The organism is Rhizobium sp. BK275, assembly GCF_014193555.1.
GTDB lineage: Bacteria > Pseudomonadota > Alphaproteobacteria > Rhizobiales > Rhizobiaceae > Rhizobium.
In genome coordinates this window covers 366,126-384,602 of the sequence record NZ_JACHZL010000008.1, presented here as the reverse complement: position 1 = coordinate 384,602, position 18,477 = coordinate 366,126, and the positions used below count along the sequence as shown (strand labels likewise).

Sequence of the window (18,477 nt, the reverse complement as noted above, 5' to 3'; positions counted from 1 at the left end):
GTCGCTAGAGGATGTAGGAAGGACGCTGCCTACAAGCAAGGATTTAGATCGTGAGCGAAGCAGCACAGGCACGGTACAGGGTCGGCGGTATGGATTGCGCCGCCTGCGCAACGAAGATCGATACGGCCGTCAGGCGTATGGACGGGGTCGAGGACGTCTCGGTTTCGGTGACGGCCGGCACGATGACGGTGCGCCACAATGGCAGCAGCGATCTCAAGGCGATCGAGAAGAAGGTGACCGGCCTCGGCTATTCCGTCGCTCCGTTCACGGGCAAGGCGCCTGCTCAGGAAAAGAAGGGCGGCCAGTATCATGCGCACCATGATCACGACCACGGCCATGACCATGACCACCACGATCATGACGGACATGAACATCATGATCACGATCATTCCAGTCATGTACATTCGCACGGTGCGGAGGAAGTCGCGGGGCTGCACGGTCATGATCATGGGCCGATGACCGGCCCCTGGTGGCAAAGCAAGAAGGGCCGACTGACGATCTTCTCCGGCCTGGCGCTCGTTGTTGCCTATGCGGTCGGCCATCTGGTGCCTGCGATCGCTTCCTATGCCTTCATTGCCGCCCTGCTGGTCGGGCTGGTTCCGATCGCGCGGCGCGCCATCATGGCGGCGCTTGCCGGCATTCCCTTTTCCATCGAAATGCTGATGACTACAGCCGCTGTCGGCGCAGTCATCATCAATGCCGGCGAAGAAGCGGCGACGGTGGTCTTCCTGTTCCTTGTCGGCGAGCTGCTGGAAGGCGTAGCCGCCGGCAAGGCGCGCGCTGGCATCCAGTCGCTGACGACGCTGGTGCCGAAGAATGCGCTGCTCGAAACGGGCGGCGAGGTGACGGAAGTGCCGGCGGAAACGCTCGCTGTCGGCTCCATCATTCTCGTACGGCCGGGCGACCGGATTTCTGCGGACGGTACGATCCTGTCTGGTGAGGGCGACATCGACGAAGCGCCGGTGACCGGCGAAAGCACGCCGGTGCGCAAAGGGGCGGGTGAGACCGTCTTTGCCGGCACGGTCAATGGCGATGCAGCATTGCGTGTTCGCGTGACGGCCGCTGCCGAGGACAATACGATTGCCCGCGTCGTCAAGCTGGTGGAGGAGGCGCAGGAATCCAAGGCGCCGACGGAGCGCTTCATCGACCGCTTTTCGCGCTATTACACGCCGGGTGTTGTCGTCGTGGCGGTCCTGGTGGCGATCCTGCCGCCGCTGCTGACGGGTGCGGCTTGGGGCGAATGGATCTACAAGGGCCTTGCGATCCTGCTGATCGGTTGCCCTTGCGCTCTGGTCATTTCGACGCCTGCAGCCATTGCCGCCTCGCTTTCGGCGGGTGCGCGCCGCGGGTTGCTGATGAAGGGCGGCGCGGTTCTGGAATCGCTTGGCAAGGTGACGGCCGTCGCCTTTGACAAGACGGGCACGTTGACCGCGGGAAAGCCGCAGGTAACCGATATCATTGCCTTTGGACGTCCCGATGCGCAGGTGCTGTCACGCGCCGCGGTCCTGGAGCAGGGCTCCAGCCATCCGCTGGCGCTGGCGATCCTCAACCGGGCGAGGGCCGATGGTGCACCTATGCCGCCGGCTTTCGAACTTGAGGCGCTGCCGGGCAAGGGTGTGACGGGCAAGGTGGGCGGCGAGACGCTCGATCTCCTGTCGCCGCCGGCTGCGCGTGAGCGTGGGGCGCTGAATGAGGGGCAGGATGAGCAGGTCGCTGTCCTGAACGGCGCGGGCAAAAGTGTTTCGGTGCTGCTGATCGATGGCGTCGCTGCCGGCCTGATCGCCATGCGCGACGAGCCGCGCGAGGACGCAAAGAGCGGCGTTGCGGCGCTGAAGGCGGCCGGTGTGCGCGCCATTATGCTGACCGGCGACAACAAGCGCACGGCCGCTGCCGTTGCCGGCGATCTCGGCATCGACTGGCGCGGCGAGCTTCTGCCGCAAGACAAGCAGCGCATTGTCGGCGAGTTGAAGCGCGAAGGGCTTTTCGTCGCCAAGGTCGGTGACGGCATCAATGATGCGCCGGCGCTTGCGGCTGCCGATGTCGGCATTGCCATGGGCGGTGGCGCCGATGTGGCGCTGGAAACGGCGGATGCGGCGGTGCTGCATGGACGTGTCGGCGACGTGGCGCGCATGATCGACCTTTCGAAGCGGACGATGCGCAATATCATGCAGAACATCACTATCGCGCTCGGGCTGAAGGCGGTGTTTCTCGTCACCACCATCCTTGGCATCACTGGCCTGTGGCCGGCGATCCTGGCGGATACGGGCGCGACCGTGCTGGTGACGATGAACGCGCTTCGCCTTCTTCGGATAAGGACGTAAGGATTTCTTTGGCAGCGTGATGCGGCAGGGGCACGCTTGCCACATCACTGTTCTCGGGATCCGCCGATCTGGAGCAAGGAGCCAGTTCGGTGCCTTAACTGGAGCTGCCTCAGCAACAACAGGCGTGCCTTTTGCGCGACGCCACATCACGATTCGGGCATGAATCCCGAAGCAAAAATCGCGAAGCGGCTACAGGCTTGCTCTCTTCCTCCCAGCCGTCTCCACTGCCTGTTTTCTTGATCATTTGTTAACCACGTTTTTCACAGGAATGCAGCGATTTCAAACATCCCGTAACGCGATGCACAAACCATCCGTTGACGCAAACCGGGATTCGCGTACTATATCTAGTGTTCAAGGTTCCTTCGATTCGTGAGGGTCGGGGGCTAAGACGGGAATACGGTGCGTTTCGCCATGACGGCGCGACAAAGCCGGAGCTGCCCCCGCAACTGTAAGCGGCGAGCAACTGTCCGATTTCGGGTCACTGAGGCATGACGCTTTGGGAAGGCTGGGGCAGGGGCTTCGACCCGTAAGCCAGGAGACCTGCCTTGAATAAAACGTCCACGGGCGGGATGTCCGGAAGGTCGCGTGCATGAAAGCGGAATCTATCCGTCCTGTTACGCTGCCCCGAACGTCCGCATGAGCACTTCGGGGTTGAAGTTATGTCGAGAACGTCAAGGCCGCCGCCCGCGCAAATCCTGCAAGGGATAATTTCAGGCGTTTAAACGCCAACTCTGCAAGATCATCATCAAGCGTTGCCCCGGACGCCGTAAGGCGCCCGATCCCAGTATTGCGTCCGGAATCCATTGACATCACGAGGAACATGATGAGCGTTACCGTTTACAGCAAGCCTGCCTGCGTTCAGTGCACCGCCACCTACCGTGCCCTCGACCGTCTGGGCGTCGACTATCAGATCATCGATATTTCCGAGGATGCCGACGCGCTCGATCGCGTTCGCGGCATGGGCTACATGCAGGTTCCTGTTGTCGTTGCCGGCGAGAACCACTGGGCGGGCTTCCGTCCCGACATGATCAGCGCCCTCTCCTGATTGGAGAAGAGCGATGGGCCTGATCGTCTATTATTCCAGCCGGTCCGAGAATACCCATCGTTTCGTCGAGAAGCTGGGACTACGCGCGGCGCGCATTCCCGTCGGCGTTGAAGACATCCACATCCGCGAACCCTATGTGCTGATCTCGCCCACCTATTGTGGGGACGGTGGCAAGGGCGCCGTACCCAAGCAGGTGATCCGCTTCCTCAACGATGCGGAAAACCGCTCCAACATCCGCGGCGTGATTGCAGCGGGCAACAGCAATTTCGGCGAGACCTACGGGCTTGCCGGCGACGTGGTCTCGCAGAAGTGCCAGGTGCCGTATCTCTACAGGTTCGAGCTTCTGGGAACTGCCGAGGATGTCGCCAATGTCAAAGACGGGATGGGACGATTTTGGACACGGGGACAAACCTGACGCGGGATGCGGGGGCAAAACCGCTCAAGGCAGTGGAAGCGCTGGACTATCATGCGCTGAACGCGATGCTGAACCTCTATGACGACGAGGGCAAGATTCAGCTCGACAAGGACCGCATGGCGGCCAAGCAGTATTTCCTGCAGCATGTGAACCAGAATACGGTGTTCTTCCACAACCTCAGGGAAAAGCTCGATTACCTAGTCACCGAGCGCTATTACGAGCAGGAGGTGCTCGACCAGTATTCCTTCAATTTCGTCCGCGATCTGTTCGATCAGGCCTATGCCAAGAAATTCCGTTTCCCGACCTTCCTCGGCGCATTCAAATATTACACCAGCTATACGCTGAAGACCTTCGACGGTAAGCGCTATCTGGAGCGCTACGAAGATCGCATCTGCATGGTGGCGCTGGCGCTCGCCAGAGGCAATGAACAGCTTGCTCGCGATCTGATGGAAGAAATCATCTCCGGCCGTTTCCAGCCGGCAACCCCGACCTTCCTCAATGCTGGCAAGAAGCAACGCGGCGAACTCGTTTCGTGCTTCCTGCTGCGTGTCGAAGACAATATGGAATCGATCGGCCGCTCCATCAATTCGGCACTGCAGCTTTCCAAGCGCGGCGGCGGCGTGGCGCTTTCCCTGACCAATATTCGCGAGGCGGGTGCGCCGATCAAGCAGATCGAAAACCAGTCTTCCGGCATCATCCCCGTCATGAAGCTGCTGGAAGACTCGTTCTCCTACGCCAACCAGCTCGGTGCCCGGCAGGGTGCGGGTGCGGTCTATCTCAATGCCCACCATCCCGACATCATGCGCTTCCTCGATACCAAGCGCGAAAATGCCGACGAGAAGATCCGCATCAAGACGCTGTCGCTCGGCGTCGTCGTACCTGATATCACCTTCGAACTCGCCAAAAACAATGAGGATATGTACCTCTTCTCGCCCTATGACGTGGAGCGGGTCTATGGCGTGCCCTTCACCGAGATATCGGTGACGGAAAAGTACCGCGAGATGGTGGCGGATGCGCGTATTACAAAGAAGAAGATCAAGGCGCGCGAATTCTTCCAGGTCATTGCCGAAATCCAGTTCGAGAGCGGCTATCCCTACATCATGTTCGAAGACACGGTGAACCGAGCAAACCCGATCGCCGGTCGCATCAGCATGAGCAATCTCTGCTCGGAGATCCTGCAGGTGAGCGAGGCCAGCGAATTCAACGACGACCTCTCCTACAAGACGATGGGCAAGGATATTTCCTGCAATCTCGGTTCGCTGAACATCGCTATGGCGATGGATTCGTCTGATTTCGGCAAGACGATCGAAACCTCGATCCGCGCGCTGACGGCCGTGTCCGACATGAGCCATATCTCCTCGGTGCCCTCGATCGAGAAGGGTAATGACGACAGCCACGCGATCGGCTTGGGACAGATGAACCTGCATGGCTATCTCGCCCGCGAGCGCATCCATTACGGTTCGGAAGAAGGCGTCGATTTCACCAATATCTATTTCTACACGGTGACTTATCACGCTCTGCGTGCCTCCAACCGCCTGGCGGCCGAGCGTGGCGCAAGCTTCAAGGGCTTCGAGAAGTCGAAATATGCCTCGGGGGAATATTTCGACAAGTATACCGAGAAGGAGTGGAAGCCGGCGACCGAGAAGGTTCAGACGCTCTTCGACAATGCCGGCATTCATATCCCGACGCAGGAAGACTGGCTCGCGCTGAAGAGGACGGTCATGGCGTCCGGTCTCTATAACCAGAACCTGCAGGCGGTGCCGCCAACGGGCTCGATTTCCTATATCAACCACTCGACCTCCTCGATCCATCCGATTGTCTCGAAGATCGAGATCCGCAAGGAAGGCAAGATCGGCCGCGTCTATTATCCCGCACCGTTCATGACCAATGACAATCTCGATTATTATCAGGATGCCTACGAGATCGGGCCGGAGAAGATCATCGACACCTATGCGGCTGCCACCCAGCATGTCGACCAGGGCCTGTCGCTGACGCTGTTCTTCCGCGATACGGCAACGACGCGCGATATCAACCGCGCCCAGATCTATGCCTGGAAGAAGGGCATCAAGACGATCTACTACGTCCGCCTTCGCCAGATGGCGCTGTCCGGCACCGAGGTGCAGGGCTGCGTTTCCTGCACGCTCTAACCGACCGGAGACAATGATGAACATGCAATTCAAGCCGGTCAGCCGCGTGCGCGCCATCAACTGGAATCGCATCGAGGACGACAAGGATCTCGAAGTCTGGAATCGCCTCACCGGCAATTTCTGGCTGCCGGAAAAGGTGCCGCTGTCGAACGACATTCCCTCCTGGGCGACGTTGACGACAGCCGAGCAGCAGCTGACGATCCGCGTTTTCACCGGGCTGACCCTGCTCGACACAATCCAGAACGGTGTCGGCTCGGTCAAGCTGATGGCGGATGCGGCAACCCCCCATGAAGAAGCGGTGCTGTCCAACATCTCCTTCATGGAAGCGGTGCATGCGCGTTCCTATTCCTCGATCTTCTCAACACTCTGCCTGACGCCCGATGTCGACGATGCCTATCGCTGGTCGGAAGAGAACGAATTCCTGCAGAAGAAGTCGGCGCTGATCATGGAGCATTATGCGTCCAGCGATCCCCTGAAGAAGAAGGTGGCGAGCGTCTTCCTCGAAAGCTTCCTCTTCTATTCCGGCTTCTATCTGCCGATGTACTGGTCGAGCCGTGCCAAGCTCACCAACACGGCCGACATGATCCGCCTCATTATCAGAGACGAAGCCGTGCATGGCTATTATATCGGCTACAAGTTCCAGCGTGGACTTGAAAAGCTCTCCGAAGAGCGCCGGCAGGAGATCAAGGACTTTGCCTTCGACCTGCTGCTCGAGCTCTACGACAACGAAGCGAAATATACCGAAGCGCTCTATGACGGCGTTGGCCTGACAGAGGACGTCAAGAAGTTCCTGCATTACAACGCCAACAAGGCGCTGATGAACCTCGGGTACGAGGCGCTGTTCCCGGCCGAAGCCTGCAAGGTCAATCCGGCGATCTTATCTGCGCTGTCGCCGAATGCCGATGAAAACCACGACTTCTTCTCGGGCTCCGGCTCCTCCTATGTCATCGGCAAAGCGGTGGCGACCGAGGACGAAGACTGGGATTTCTGAGGTTTATCTTTACGAAGCCTCTTATCATTCGGCCCGCTATCGCCCACATTCAGCGCGATGTATTCGTTGAATGTGGCGTAGCGGGAGTTTTTTTATGAGGCCCTCTTTCGAAGCGACTGATCCGGCAAGCGAAGCTGCCGAAGGCGTCTGGCCAATCCGCAGGCGCCGAATTCTCGACTGGCTGATCAACGAGACCCGCAGCGAGCGTTTCATCGACAATATCCTGGTAGAGATGTGCAAGCGGCTGCTGGCAGTCGGCGTGCCGGTGACGCGGTCCAGCCTGCATTTCCGCACCAACCATCCGCAATGGATCGGCGCCCGTATCCTATGGGTGGAAGGCATGGAAGAGGCAAAGATCAACACCTTTGCCTACGGGGTGGAAACCACGCCGCAATTCCTCAACAGCCCGGTCAACGAGATCCACAGCGGCACCAACGAGGTGCGGAAGAACCTTGAGGATTTATGGGAGGGCGACGACTATCCCTTCTACCAGGAATTGCGAGACGACGGCTATACGGAATATGTTGCCTGGCCGATCGATCATACGTTCGACAAGCGCCACGTCGTTACCTTCTCCACCAATAGGCCAGGCGGTTTTACCGGCGAACACGTGGATTTCCTGCGCGATCTGCTGCCGGCTCTCACTCTCGTCAGCGAGATCAGGCTCAAGAACATCATGGCGCGCACGCTGCTGCAGACCTATGTCGGGCCGCATGCGAGCGAACAGATTCTCTCCGGCGTCATCACCCGTGGCAGCGGCACGACCGTCGGCGCGGCGATTATGATCTGCGATCTGCGCGATTTCACGGCGATCTCCGATCTCTGGCCGCGCGACGACGTCATCCAGCTGCTCAATGACTATTTCGATGCCATGTCCGATCCGATCGAACGGCACGGCGGTGAAATCCTGAAATTCATGGGCGATGGATTGCTTGCCATCTTCCCGCTGTCGAAGCCTTCGGCCTGCGAGGATCTCTTGACGGCGATCCGTGAAGGGCAGGAGGCGATGGCGAAACTAAATGAGCAACATCAGCGTTTGGGACGTGATCCGCTGCGCTATGGTGTCGGCGTCCACGTCGGTGACGTCATGTACGGCAACATCGGTTCGCGTCGACGGCTGGATTTCACTGTCATCGGCCCGGCAGTCAACGTCGCCTCGCGGCTTGAAACCTTGACCAAGGAGGTCAAGCGGCCGGTACTTTTGTCTCGCGCTTTCGTTGAGATGGCGACCTGCACGGAAGAGATGGACAATCTCGGCACTTTTCCTCTGCGCGGGCTTGGGGAGCCGGTCGAAGTCTTCGCTTTCCGCGAAAAGCCGACAGCCGGTCGTGACGCAGCTTAGGCCACCGGAAAATTGATCTGCGGCGGCAGGAGCAGGCTCTGGCTCTCCGCTGCCGGATTGCCGATTCGCTGAAGAAGCATCTGGCCGAGATGTTCGCCCGCCTCGACCAGGTCCTCATAGATAGTCTCGATTTTCGGCTGCAGATGCGTCAGGAGATGCGAGGTCTCCTTGGCGACGATATCGTAGTCATCAGCGAGAACGCGTCCCACATCATTCATGGCGGTGACGAGCGCCAGCGCCGAAACTTCGCCTGGACAGACGAATCCGTCTGGAACATCGGCCGCCGCGGCACGCGCCCGAAAGAAATCTCTGATTTCATTGGCCGGTGAATCGAGCGTGACCGCTTCCGATATCTCATAGGCGACGCCGGCCTCGCGCACGGCGGTCATGAAACCATGCAGAATGTGCTGGCTGAAGGTCAGCCGCTTCGGCGGCATGACAACGGTGACCTTCTTCCTGCCCTTGACGATCAGACGCCGGGTGGCTTCGTAGGCGAAGGCATAATTGTCGTAATCGACATAAGCATGCGGTGTCGAAAATTCGGTGCGCCCGTGAGACACGAAGGGGAAGCTGACTTCCTGCAGCATCCGCACCCGCGCATCGAAGGGTTCTGTCCGCGTGAAGATCAGGCCGTCGGCGAAATTGTTGCGGACGATATATTCCGCTGCTTCGAGGTCCGTCGTCGACAGGAAGTTCGGGGCGACGACGAGGTGGTAGGATGTCTCTTTCAACGCCTTGGCAATGCCGTACATGATCGCGGTGCCGAAGCCGACCACTTCCTGATGCGGATCGAGAAGGATGCTGATGACATTGGTGCGGCCTGTCTTCAGGCGCTGAGCAGCCCGGTCGGGCAGGTAGCCGATCTCGCGGGCAATGCGATGGACGCGCTCGCGCGTCTCAACCGATATTTGCGGCGCGTCGCTGAGTGCGCGCGAAACCGTCGTCACTGCAAGGCCGGTCAATGTCGCGATGGTACGCAAGGTCGGCTTGCTGCGTTTTTGCGCACCATCCGGATTTTCACCGCGTTGCAGTTGGGACGATTCGGTCACTGGGGACATTCCATGCTGGGCCGCGGCTACAATAACACGATGAAAACGGCACGCAATCAATCAATGCAAACGATTTAAATTTTTACGGCATCTTAACCGAACAGAAAAAATATAAATAAAATCAATATTTATCGGACTAATCATATTTTTCTCGGGAGTCGAGGAAGGGCTTGACGTGGCCGCGTTTATAACGTTTTAAATTGTTACCCGCACTGGGAGGTGCGGTGTATGTGGTGCCTGGCCGCCCTCACGGCGGAAGACATCCGGCAGGCGAGGTGGGTCTCGCCGCCACTTACGAACGGGAGGATATTCATGCGCAAGTTTTTGAGCTCGGCAGCTCTTGCTGTCGTGACGATGGCTGGTTTCGGCAGCGCTCACGCGGCTGACGTCAAGGAAGTTCAGATGCTGCACTGGTGGACGTCGGGCGGCGAAGCCGCGGCGCTCAACGTGCTGAAGCAGGACCTTTCCAAGGAAGGTTTTGCCTGGAAGGACGTACCGGTCGCAGGCGGTGGCGGCGACGCAGCCATGACCGCGCTGAAGGCGATGGTTGCCGCAGGCACCTATCCGACCGCTTCTCAGATGCTCGGCTATACCGTGCTCGATTATGCTCAGGCTGGCGTCATGGGCGATCTGACCGAGACGGCGAAGAAGGAAGGCTGGGACAAGTCCGTTCCGGCAGCACTGCAGAAGTTCTCCGTCTATGACGGCAAGTGGGTCGCCGCACCTGTCAACGTCCACTCCGTCAACTGGCTGTGGATCAACAAGTCGGTCATGGACAAGATCGGCGGCACGCAGCCGAAGACCTTCGACGACCTGATCGCGCTGCTCGACAAGGCAAAGGCAGCTGGCGTCATCCCGCTCGCGCTCGGCGGTCAGAACTGGCAGGAAGCCACGATGTTCGATTCCATCGTGCTGTCGACCGGTGGCCCGGAATTCTACAAGAAGGCTTTCAACGACCTCGACGAGGAATCGCTGAAGTCCGACACGATGAAGAAGTCCTTCGATAACCTCGCCAAGATCATCCAGTACGTCGATCCGAACTTCTCGGGCCGCGACTGGAACCTGGCGACCGCCATGGTCATCAAGGGCGATGCTCTTGTGCAGGTCATGGGTGACTGGGCGAAGGGCGAATTCGTTGCCGCCAAGAAGACCCCTGATACCGACTTCCTGTGCTACCGTTTCCCGGGCACCGACGGCAGCGTGGTCTACAACTCCGACATGTTCGGCATGTTCAACGTTCCTGACGACCGCAAGGCCGCTCAGGTGGCGCTCGCCACAGCAACGCTTTCCAAGAGCTTCCAGTCCGCCTTCAACGTCGTCAAGGGTTCGGTTCCGGCCCGTACCGACGTACCGGATACGGATTTCGACGCTTGCGGCAAGAAGGGCATTGCCGACCTGAAGGCTGCCAACGAAGGCGGCACGCTGTTCGGCTCGCTCGCTCAGGGCTATGGTGCTCCTCCGGCGATCGCCAACGCCTATAAGGATGTCGTCTCGAAGTTCGTCCATGGTCAGATCAAGACCTCCGACGAAGCTGTTACCCAGCTCGTCCAGGCTATCGACGACGCTCGCTAATTCTAACGACAAAGGCTTTCCCGCGCGCTTGCGGGGAAGCCACGGCCCCTGCTGCGCGGGGAGGAGATGATCACATGAGCACAGTTGCGACCACGGATCCGGTCCTGACGTCGAAGCCCTCAACCCGCACGTCCATTCGCGGCCGACTGCAGGATGCATTGCCGAAAATCGTATTGGCGCCGAGTTTCCTCATCACGGTGATCTTCGTTTACGGCTTCATCGTCTGGACGGCCTACCTTTCCTTCACCAATTCCAAGACCTTTCCGTCCTATGCGCTGACCGGCTCGCGCGCCTATCAACGGCTCTGGCGCTGGACCTTCGAGAGCGACCCGCCGTCCTCCTGGTACACGTCGATCACCAATATGGGGATCTTCGGCTTCCTCTATATCTTCATCTGCCTTGGGCTCGGCCTGCTGCTGGCAATCCTTCTCGACCAGAAGATTCGCGGCGAAGGCATATTGCGGCCGATTTTCCTCTATCCGATGGCGCTGTCCTTCATCGTGACGGGCGTTGCCTGGAAATGGTTCCTCGATCCGGGCCTCGGACTCGAGCAGACGCTGCATCATTTCGGCTGGACGAGCTTTCACTTCGACTGGATCAAGAACAAGGATTTCGTCATCTACACCGTCGTCATCGCCGGTGTCTGGCAGGCTTCGGGCTTCGTCATGGCGATGTTTCTTGCGGGCCTGCGCGGCATCGACGGTGAAATCATGAAGGCGGCGCAGATTGACGGCGCGTCGCCCTTCCAGATGTACCGGCGGATCGTCATTCCGATGCTGCGGCCGATCTTCCTGTCAGCCTTCATCGTGCTTGCGCATATGGCGATCAAATCCTACGACCTCGTCGTGGCGCTGACATCGGGTGGCCCCGGCGGTTCGGCATGGCTGCCGTCCAACTTCATGTACGAATACACTTTCAAGCGGAATGAAATGGCTGTCGGTTCCGCGAGCGCCATCATCATGCTGATGACCATCTCGGCGATCATCGTTCCATATCTCTATTCCGAACTGAGGGAGAAGGCGCGATGAGCAGCGTTACCTCTTCTGATATCGCGAGTTCGCACGGCGGCAATAGCGGCCGCTGGGTCGGCCGCATCATCATCTACGGCCTGCTCTTGATCTTCGCCATTCTCTATCTGATGCCGCTCTTTGTCATGCTGACGACCTCGTTCAAGACGATGGACGAGATCCAGAACGGCAATATGCTTGCGCTGCCGCAGGCGCCGACGCTCGATCCCTGGTTCAAGGCCTGGGGCGAGGCCTGTGTCGGCCTCACCTGCGCCGGTATCAAGGGTTACTTCTGGAACTCGATCAAGATGGTCGTGCCGGCAGTTGCCATCTCGACCATTCTCGGTGCGCTCAACGGCTATGTGTTGACCAAGTGGCGCTTCCCCGGCCATACGCTGGTCTTCGGTCTGATGCTCTTTGCCTGCTTCATCCCGTTCCAATCGGTGCTGCTGCCGATGGCGACCATTCTCGGCGCGCTCGGCCGCTTTGGTACCACGCTGCAGAATCTCACGGGCCTGAGCTTCGGCTTCGGCAATTCGACCGTGAACCTCGTCTTCGTGCATGTCGTCTACGGTCTCGGCTTCACGACGCTGTTCTTCCGCAATTTCTACGAGGCCTTTCCGACGGAGTTGGTAAAGGCGGCGCAGGTCGATGGGGCGAGCTTCTTTCAGATCTTCCGCCGCATCATGCTGCCGAATTCGCTGCCGATCATCGTGGTGACGGTCATCTATCAGTTCACCAATATCTGGAACGACTTCCTCTTCGCCTCGGCCTATGCCGGTACGGGCGACTCCATGCCGATGACGGTGGCGCTGAACAACGTCGTCAATACCTCGACCGGCGTGGTCGAATATAATGTCAACATGGCTGCGGCGATGATCGCAGCCGTTCCTACGCTCATCGTCTACATCCTCGCCGGCCGCTATTTCGTGCGCGGTCTGATGGCGGGCGCCGTCAAAGGGTGATCCATGGCTTTCCTTGAAATTTCCGGTCTCAAGAAGCGCTTCGGCGCCGTCGACATTCTCAAGGGGATCGACCTGGAACTCGAGAAGGGTGGCTTCCTGGTGCTGGTCGGCCCGTCAGGTTGTGGCAAGTCCACGCTGCTTAACACCATCGCCGGGCTGGAGGCGATCACTTCGGGCGAAATCCGCATCGACGGCCGCTCCATCAACGGTTTGCACCCATCCAAGCGTGATATCGCCATGGTCTTCCAGAGCTACGCGCTCTATCCGAACATGACCGTTGCCGGCAATATCGCCTTCGGCATGGAAATCCGCGGCGTGCCGAAGGACGAGCGCGAGAAGGCGATCAAGCAGGTCTCCGACATGCTGCAGATCGGCCATCTGCTCGATCGCAAGCCCTCGCAGCTCTCAGGCGGCCAGCGCCAGCGTGTGGCGATGGGCCGCGCTCTGGTGCGCAACCCGCAGGTCTTCCTCTTCGACGAGCCGCTTTCCAACCTCGATGCGAAGCTGCGCGTCGACATGCGCACGGAAATCAAACGCCTCCACCAGCGCATGGGAACGACGATCGTTTACGTCACCCATGACCAGATCGAGGCGATGACGCTGGCAACGAAGATCGCCGTGCTGAAGGACGGTGTGCTGCAGCAGTTCGGCACGCCCGCCGAGATATATAACAGCCCCGCCAATGTCTTCGTGGCCGATTTCATGGGATCGCCGGCAATGAATCTGCTGAACGCCACCGTTGAAAACGGTGCCGGCGGGCTGCAGGTGTCGCTGGAACGGCCGAATGGCGAACCGCTGAAGCTGCCGGTCAATGCCGGGACCAACAACTTGACCGGCTATGCCGGCAAGCAGGTGATCTTCGGCATTCGCCCGGAAGCGCTGACCGATATCGACGGAGCCGATCGGAAGGCGAAGTCCGTCGTCCACGGCGATTGTGCCATCGAGGTCGTGGAGCCTGCCGGTTCCGATACGTTCGCCGTCACCAAACTCGGCGGCAAGTCGGTGGTTGCGCGCCTTGGCGCCGATGCCGGCATCCTGCCCGGCCAGAATACCCGCCTTGCCTTCAATCTCGACAAGGCGGTGTTCTTCGATCCGGCCAGCCAGTTGAGGATCGCTTAGCCAGCAAAATATTCTCTGGCCGCAGTCAGACCGCCGCCACCGAGATCGTGACCGGTGCGAAGTGGCTTGAGGTCGCTTCGACGGCGATTTCGCCGGTCAGGCCCGTCGCTTCCAGCCAAAAGCCCGTCGTCCCGCCCTGCAGCGGTACGGTCGTCGGGCCGACAATCTTGGCAGGGCCTTTGACCGTCAGCGTTACCGCATCGTTCAGGAAGGGCAGGCGCTGACCGCGCTGGTCGAGTGCGCGGATGATGACACGGGTCGTATCGCGCTCGCGCGCCTTCAGCATGGTACTGTCGGGCGCGACTTCGAGTGCGGTCGGCAGCGGATCGGCGGCGAGTGTCAGTCTGGCCACGGGCTCGCCATTGATGAAGCCGGTGAATTCGCCGTCGATCCATTCCAGGCCCCAGCGGCCGAGTTCGTCCTGGGTAAAATGGCGGTGGTCGAGCACGACTGGCGGGTGCGGCAGGTGCGGATAGTTTTCACGGTCCGGGCCGATACGTTTTGTCAGCGAGCCGTATGTCAGTTCCACTTCGTCGCAATTGGTCAGGATGATCAGCGGCAGCACGCCGCCGATGCTGCGTTCGCCGCGCGCCCAGAACGTGACCGGTTTCATGATGATTTCATCCGAAGGGTCGCACTGGCTGGCATAGACATAGGCCGCGAATTTCGGCTCGCGGAACATGTCCATGACGCCGTGATAGCAGATGCGGTCGCCGGAGCCGAAATCCTTGTGCGTGTTGTAGTCGAACATGCACCAGCCGATCGCACCCGAAATGTCCGGATCGCCATAGGCGGCGTTCAGCACTTCCAGATGGCGGCGCACATGTTCGGCCTGGCGCTGCTCGGCATCATACATCTTGGTCGGATGCATGTGGCCGTTGAACTCGGTGATGATGTAGGGGACCTTGTAGGAGAGGCCGGTATTTTCCTGCTGGCCGCGAAGCGCCGTGCGTGGGCGATTGGCGCCCGGCAGTTCCTCATTGCCGAGGATGAAGTCGTTCATCGTATAAACGTCTTCGAGAAGCTCGCTTTCCGTCAGGTAGCGAACGCCGCCGGTCTGGCGCGTTGAATCGAGCTCGTGGGCCAGTCGGTTGGTCGCAGTATAGAAGTCGTGGCTATCGAGCGACTCGTTGATGCGCACGCCCCAGATGATGATCGACGGATGGTTCCAGTCGCGCTCGATCATGCGGCGCACGTTCTCGATGGATTCCTGCTGCCAGTCGAGATCGCCGATATGCTGCCAGCCGGGGATTTCCTCGAAGACGAGCAGGCCGATGCGGTCGCACTGGTCGAGGAACCATTTCGACTGCGGATAGTGCGAAGTGCGCACGATATTGCACTTCAGCACTTTTTTCATGATGTCTGCGTCGCGTTCCTGCGCGGAGCGGCCGGCAGCGTAGCCCACATAGGGATAGGCCTGATGGCGGTTGAGGCCCTGCAGCTTTACGGGCTGGCCGTTGAGCAGGAAACCTTCCGGCGTGAATTTGGCGGTGCGGAAGCCGAAATGAGCGGAAGTTCTGTCTGAGCCGTGTTCGGTTCTGAGATCGACGACAACTTCGTAGAGCGCCGGGTTTGCCAGGTCCCACAGTTCGATGCCGGTCAGGCCGCCGAAGGAAAGGGTCGTCACCGAGCCGATCGTCTCACCGGCGGCACTTGCGAGAATGATGCCGCTTGCATCCTTCAGCGAGGCGGTAATGGTTGCCGCATAGGTCAGGCTCTGCGGGTTGGCGATATCGATGCGCACGGTCGCCGATTTCATGTCGGACAGCACGTCGTGGGTCTCGATCTTGAGATTGCGGATGGAGACCTTGTCGGTGACCTTCAGCCAGACGTCGCGATAGATGCCGGCATAGGTGAGATAGTCGATGCGACCGCCGAAGGGCGGGATGGCGGGGTTCTCGCTGCCGTCGATCTTGACCGTGATCAGGTTCTCGCCCTTGATGAGTTTGCTGGTCAGGCGGGATTCGAAGGGCGTATAGCCGTCCTTATGGGCAATGATCTCTTCGCCGTTCAGATAGACGACACTGTCGGCCATGGCGCCATCGAAGAGGATTGAGACCTCGCGGCCTTCGAATTCCGGCAGCCAGCGCAGCACCTTCTGATAGGTGAAGGCGCGCTGATAGCGCTTCTCGTCGAAATAGTTGAAGGGCAGCTCGACGGCCGTGTGCGGCAGGCTGACCATATGGTCGCCGTCGAAAGCCTCGGTCAGGTGCTGGCCAAAGCCTTCGTGGAAGCTCCAGGATTCATTGAGGGAAACGACGGAACGCATCTCAGGCTCCCCGGCAGGCTGCAGGGAAGAGGCGGCGCCCGGCGGCGCGTGAAAGGGTGATCATCGATATTCCTCCTCGATGCGAATGGCTGGAGCCGCCTCTCAGGCGGTCGAACCCCAGCGGGGTGTGCAGGCAAGCGTAATGCTGTGCGGACCCTCGTCGCCGGCCTCATGGCGTTCGATCACCTCGACGACCGCGTCCATGAAGGACACGTGGTCGAGGCTCAGCGTCGTCAGGTCGTTGCAGTCCCAGGCGGCCATGGCAATGCCATCCTGGCCGACGATGGCGATATCCCCAGGCGTATTCTTTCCCAGCACGCGGCGGGCGGCATCGCGCGCGCCGATCGCCATCACATCGTTGCCGCAAATGATGGCATCGACCTTGGAACGATGCAGCAAGAGAACGGCCTCCTTGAAGCCGGAATCGTAGGAATAGTCGCCGAAGGCTTCCGCCTCGAAGGCAAGGCCGTGACGCGCCAGAGCGTCTGCAAACCACTTGCGGCGCAGCTTGTCGATCCAGCTCGATTTGGTGCCGGAGAGATAGGCGAAGCGCCGTTTGCCATCGCTGACGATCTTGTCGATGATCTCACCGGCGCCAACGGCGCCATCGATGCGGATGTTGGAGACATCCTCGTTTTCCAGCGGTTCGAAGGAAACGATGATCGGCTTCGTGGTGTGGAAGATGTCGACCGCATCCTGCATCGACACCATGTCGGAGAAGATGACGACGTGATCCACCTGGTAGGTCGAGGCAAGCCGCATCAGTTGCAGGCGGTCCGAATGGTCGGCGCAGCAGAGAATGATGGGCAGGAGCTGGCGGGCCTGCAGGCGGTGGACGAGAAGCTGCTGCTCCTCGGCCTCGCAAGGGTTGCCTATGGCGTTGACGACGAGGGCTACGAGGCGCGAACGCTGGTTGTTCAGCGAGCGGGCGATCGCGTTCGGCTGGTAGCCGTATTCGCGGGCGACCGCGAGAATGCGGTCACGCGTGGCGCTGCCGATCCGCGAATCCGGCGAGAAAGCCCTCGAAATCGTCGCGGAGGACACACCGGCGAGTTTCGCCAGTTCCTTCGAGGTGATCCGCCGTCTGTTCGTTCCGCTCATTATTTTGCGCCTATCCGGCAATCCTGACGGGGGTGCCGTCGGCTGCTGCCGATTCCTTGATTGCATCCCAGAGCCTAGCGAATCTGAGACCCATTTCAACGGAGCCGGAGTTTTCCATCGTTCCGGCACGGATGGCGAGGAAATTCTTCATGGGATTGCCGAGAATCTCGGCCTCTTCGCGCGGCTCGCTGGTGCGCCCGATGCTGATCTCGCGCCAGCCGCCCCAGGCATCGATGCGTACGATCGCCTTGGAATAGAAGAAGGTGATGTAGGATGCGCAGCCGGGAGGGCCTTCGCCGGCTGCCGTCAGCGTCGCGAGCGCGCCATTCTTCAGGCGGGCGGAGACGGCGGTGGCGATATCCACCTTCTTTCCGTGGTTGTTCATATAGGCGGACACGCTGTCGAAATCGGAATTGGCGAGCAGGCAGACGGTGTTCATCATGTGGGCGCCGGTATCGAACATGAAGCCGCCGCCGGAAATTTCCGGCTGCTGTTTCCAGTGGCCGTCATAGTTGGAAGACCAGCTTTCCCAGATCATACCTGAAATGGCGATGAGGTCGCCGAATTCGCCTGAAAGAGCCCGCTTGCGAGTTTCGAGCACGAGCGGCGAAAGGCCGCCCTGGAAAGCGGTGACGATGGTGACGCCGCTTTTCTTCTGCGCCGCGATCAGCGTTTCGGCCTCTGCTACGGTCGTGACCATCGGCTTTTCGAGGAAGAGATCGAGGCCGGCTTCGGCAACGGCTGTCGCCTGCTCGGCATGGAAAGCGTGCGGGGTAGAGACGTAGATGATGTCGAGTTCACTACGGCATTTTGCGAGCATGTCGCGGTAGTCCTCGAAGCTTTTCGGCTCCGGTGCTCCGGCCGCGGTGCAGACGTCGATGAGGCGCTTTCTGGAGGTTTCCGTCGTGTCGGCGAGCGCCACGAATTCGATTTCCGGCATCTTCGCCCAGCTCTGAGCATATTCAGCCGCCTTCAAGCCGGCGCCGATGACGCCGAGGCGCAATTTCTGAGACATCGAAATCCTCCCTGATATCGTTGTGCAAACGATTACACAAACGTCACCATTGGTGCAAGTTATAAATAACTTAATAAAATCAACATTATATATTTGAGTTGGTTGCGGCTTTAAAAATC

At 59.6% G+C, this 18,477-nt stretch carries 14 protein-coding genes and 1 riboswitch; of the genes, 10 read left to right on the top strand and 4 right to left on the bottom strand.

What is annotated here, in order from left to right; genetic code table 11:
• The first annotated feature begins 50 nt into the window (after positions 1-50).
• The 6 genes from FHT82_RS25300 to FHT82_RS25275 all read left to right on the top strand — a co-directional run bounded on the left by FHT82_RS25300 (position 51) and on the right by FHT82_RS25275 (position 8,261).
• Complete coding sequence (locus FHT82_RS25300) at positions 51-2,321, top strand: heavy metal translocating P-type ATPase (RefSeq protein WP_183735438.1); 2,271 nt, start codon at positions 51-53, stop codon at positions 2,319-2,321.
• A gap of 337 nt (positions 2,322-2,658) precedes the next feature.
• Positions 2,659-2,884, top strand: a riboswitch (cobalamin riboswitch).
• 260 nt (positions 2,885-3,144) lie between these two features.
• Positions 3,145-3,366, top strand: a complete 222-nt coding sequence (nrdH, locus tag FHT82_RS25295) for a glutaredoxin-like protein NrdH (protein WP_007820342.1) — start codon at positions 3,145-3,147, stop codon at positions 3,364-3,366.
• Between the two features lie 13 nt (positions 3,367-3,379).
• Positions 3,380-3,781, top strand: coding sequence for a class Ib ribonucleoside-diphosphate reductase assembly flavoprotein NrdI (nrdI, locus tag FHT82_RS25290; RefSeq protein WP_183735437.1), 402 nt, complete (start codon positions 3,380-3,382; stop codon positions 3,779-3,781).
• Positions 3,760-5,928: a class 1b ribonucleoside-diphosphate reductase subunit alpha gene (gene nrdE, locus FHT82_RS25285; RefSeq protein ID WP_183735436.1), complete on the top strand. Its 2,169-nt coding sequence runs from the start codon at positions 3,760-3,762 to the stop codon at positions 5,926-5,928. Before nrdI ends, nrdE begins: the two co-directional genes overlap by 22 nt.
• 16 nt (positions 5,929-5,944) lie before the next feature.
• The gene (gene nrdF / locus FHT82_RS25280) at positions 5,945-6,919 is read left to right on the top strand and encodes a class 1b ribonucleoside-diphosphate reductase subunit beta (RefSeq protein ID WP_183735475.1); all 975 of its coding nucleotides are present in this window, start codon (positions 5,945-5,947) and stop codon (positions 6,917-6,919) included.
• Positions 6,920-7,013: 94 nt separating this feature from the next.
• Entirely contained in the window at positions 7,014-8,261 is a 1,248-nt protein-coding gene (locus FHT82_RS25275) for an adenylate/guanylate cyclase domain-containing protein (protein WP_183735435.1), read from the top strand.
• On the opposite strand, the gene FHT82_RS25270 is transcribed toward FHT82_RS25275, so the two are convergent.
• Positions 8,258-9,310 (bottom strand): substrate-binding domain-containing protein, encoded by a 1,053-nt coding sequence (locus tag FHT82_RS25270; RefSeq protein WP_183735434.1) that lies wholly within the window; start codon positions 9,308-9,310, stop codon positions 8,258-8,260. The genes FHT82_RS25275 and FHT82_RS25270 overlap by 4 nt on opposite strands.
• A gap of 312 nt (positions 9,311-9,622) precedes the next feature.
• Between FHT82_RS25270 and FHT82_RS25265 the strand changes: the two genes are divergently transcribed.
• From FHT82_RS25265 to FHT82_RS25250, 4 genes are all read left to right on the top strand, one after another.
• The gene (locus FHT82_RS25265; RefSeq protein ID WP_183735433.1) at positions 9,623-10,882 is read left to right on the top strand and encodes an ABC transporter substrate-binding protein; all 1,260 of its coding nucleotides are present in this window, start codon (positions 9,623-9,625) and stop codon (positions 10,880-10,882) included.
• Between the two features lie 74 nt (positions 10,883-10,956).
• Positions 10,957-11,910, top strand: coding sequence for a sugar ABC transporter permease (locus tag FHT82_RS25260; protein ID WP_183735432.1), 954 nt, complete (start codon positions 10,957-10,959; stop codon positions 11,908-11,910).
• Entirely contained in the window at positions 11,907-12,854 is a 948-nt protein-coding gene (locus FHT82_RS25255) for a carbohydrate ABC transporter permease (protein ID WP_183735431.1), read from the top strand. Before FHT82_RS25260 ends, FHT82_RS25255 begins: the two co-directional genes overlap by 4 nt.
• Before the next feature lie 3 nt (positions 12,855-12,857).
• Positions 12,858-13,973: an ABC transporter ATP-binding protein gene (locus tag FHT82_RS25250; RefSeq protein WP_183735430.1), complete on the top strand. Its 1,116-nt coding sequence runs from the start codon at positions 12,858-12,860 to the stop codon at positions 13,971-13,973.
• A gap of 25 nt (positions 13,974-13,998) precedes the next feature.
• Here the strand turns inward: FHT82_RS25250 and FHT82_RS25245 are convergent, their stop codons facing one another.
• From FHT82_RS25245 to FHT82_RS25235, 3 genes are all read right to left on the bottom strand, one after another.
• Entirely contained in the window at positions 13,999-16,242 is a 2,244-nt protein-coding gene (locus FHT82_RS25245) for a glycoside hydrolase family 2 protein (protein ID WP_183735429.1), read from the bottom strand.
• 102 nt (positions 16,243-16,344) lie between these two features.
• Positions 16,345-17,343, bottom strand: a complete 999-nt coding sequence (locus FHT82_RS25240) for a LacI family DNA-binding transcriptional regulator (RefSeq protein WP_183735428.1) — start codon at positions 17,341-17,343, stop codon at positions 16,345-16,347.
• Between the two features lie 10 nt (positions 17,344-17,353).
• Positions 17,354-18,358: a Gfo/Idh/MocA family oxidoreductase gene (locus tag FHT82_RS25235; protein WP_183735427.1), complete on the bottom strand. Its 1,005-nt coding sequence runs from the start codon at positions 18,356-18,358 to the stop codon at positions 17,354-17,356.
• Between the last annotated feature and the right edge of the window lie 119 nt (positions 18,359-18,477).

Bases quoted from the DNA above. Each gene is read 5' to 3' on its own strand.
- nrdH (WP_007820342.1), top strand. From the start codon at position 3,145: ATGAGCGTTACCGTTTACAGCAAGCCTGCCTGCGTTCAGTGCACCGCC.
- nrdI (WP_183735437.1), top strand. From the start codon at position 3,380: ATGGGCCTGATCGTCTATTATTCCAGCCGGTCCGAGAATACCCATCGT.
- nrdF (WP_183735475.1), top strand. From the start codon at position 5,945: ATGAACATGCAATTCAAGCCGGTCAGCCGCGTGCGCGCCATCAACTGG.
- FHT82_RS25275 (WP_183735435.1), top strand. From the start codon at position 7,014: ATGAGGCCCTCTTTCGAAGCGACTGATCCGGCAAGCGAAGCTGCCGAA.
- FHT82_RS25265 (WP_183735433.1), top strand. From the start codon at position 9,623: ATGCGCAAGTTTTTGAGCTCGGCAGCTCTTGCTGTCGTGACGATGGCT.
- FHT82_RS25260 (WP_183735432.1), top strand. From the start codon at position 10,957: ATGAGCACAGTTGCGACCACGGATCCGGTCCTGACGTCGAAGCCCTCA.
- FHT82_RS25255 (WP_183735431.1), top strand. From the start codon at position 11,907: ATGAGCAGCGTTACCTCTTCTGATATCGCGAGTTCGCACGGCGGCAAT.
- FHT82_RS25250 (WP_183735430.1), top strand. From the start codon at position 12,858: ATGGCTTTCCTTGAAATTTCCGGTCTCAAGAAGCGCTTCGGCGCCGTC.
- FHT82_RS25245 (WP_183735429.1), bottom strand. From the start codon at position 16,242: ATGCGTTCCGTCGTTTCCCTCAATGAATCCTGGAGCTTCCACGAAGGC.
- FHT82_RS25240 (WP_183735428.1), bottom strand. From the start codon at position 17,343: ATGAGCGGAACGAACAGACGGCGGATCACCTCGAAGGAACTGGCGAAA.
- FHT82_RS25235 (WP_183735427.1), bottom strand. From the start codon at position 18,358: ATGTCTCAGAAATTGCGCCTCGGCGTCATCGGCGCCGGCTTGAAGGCG.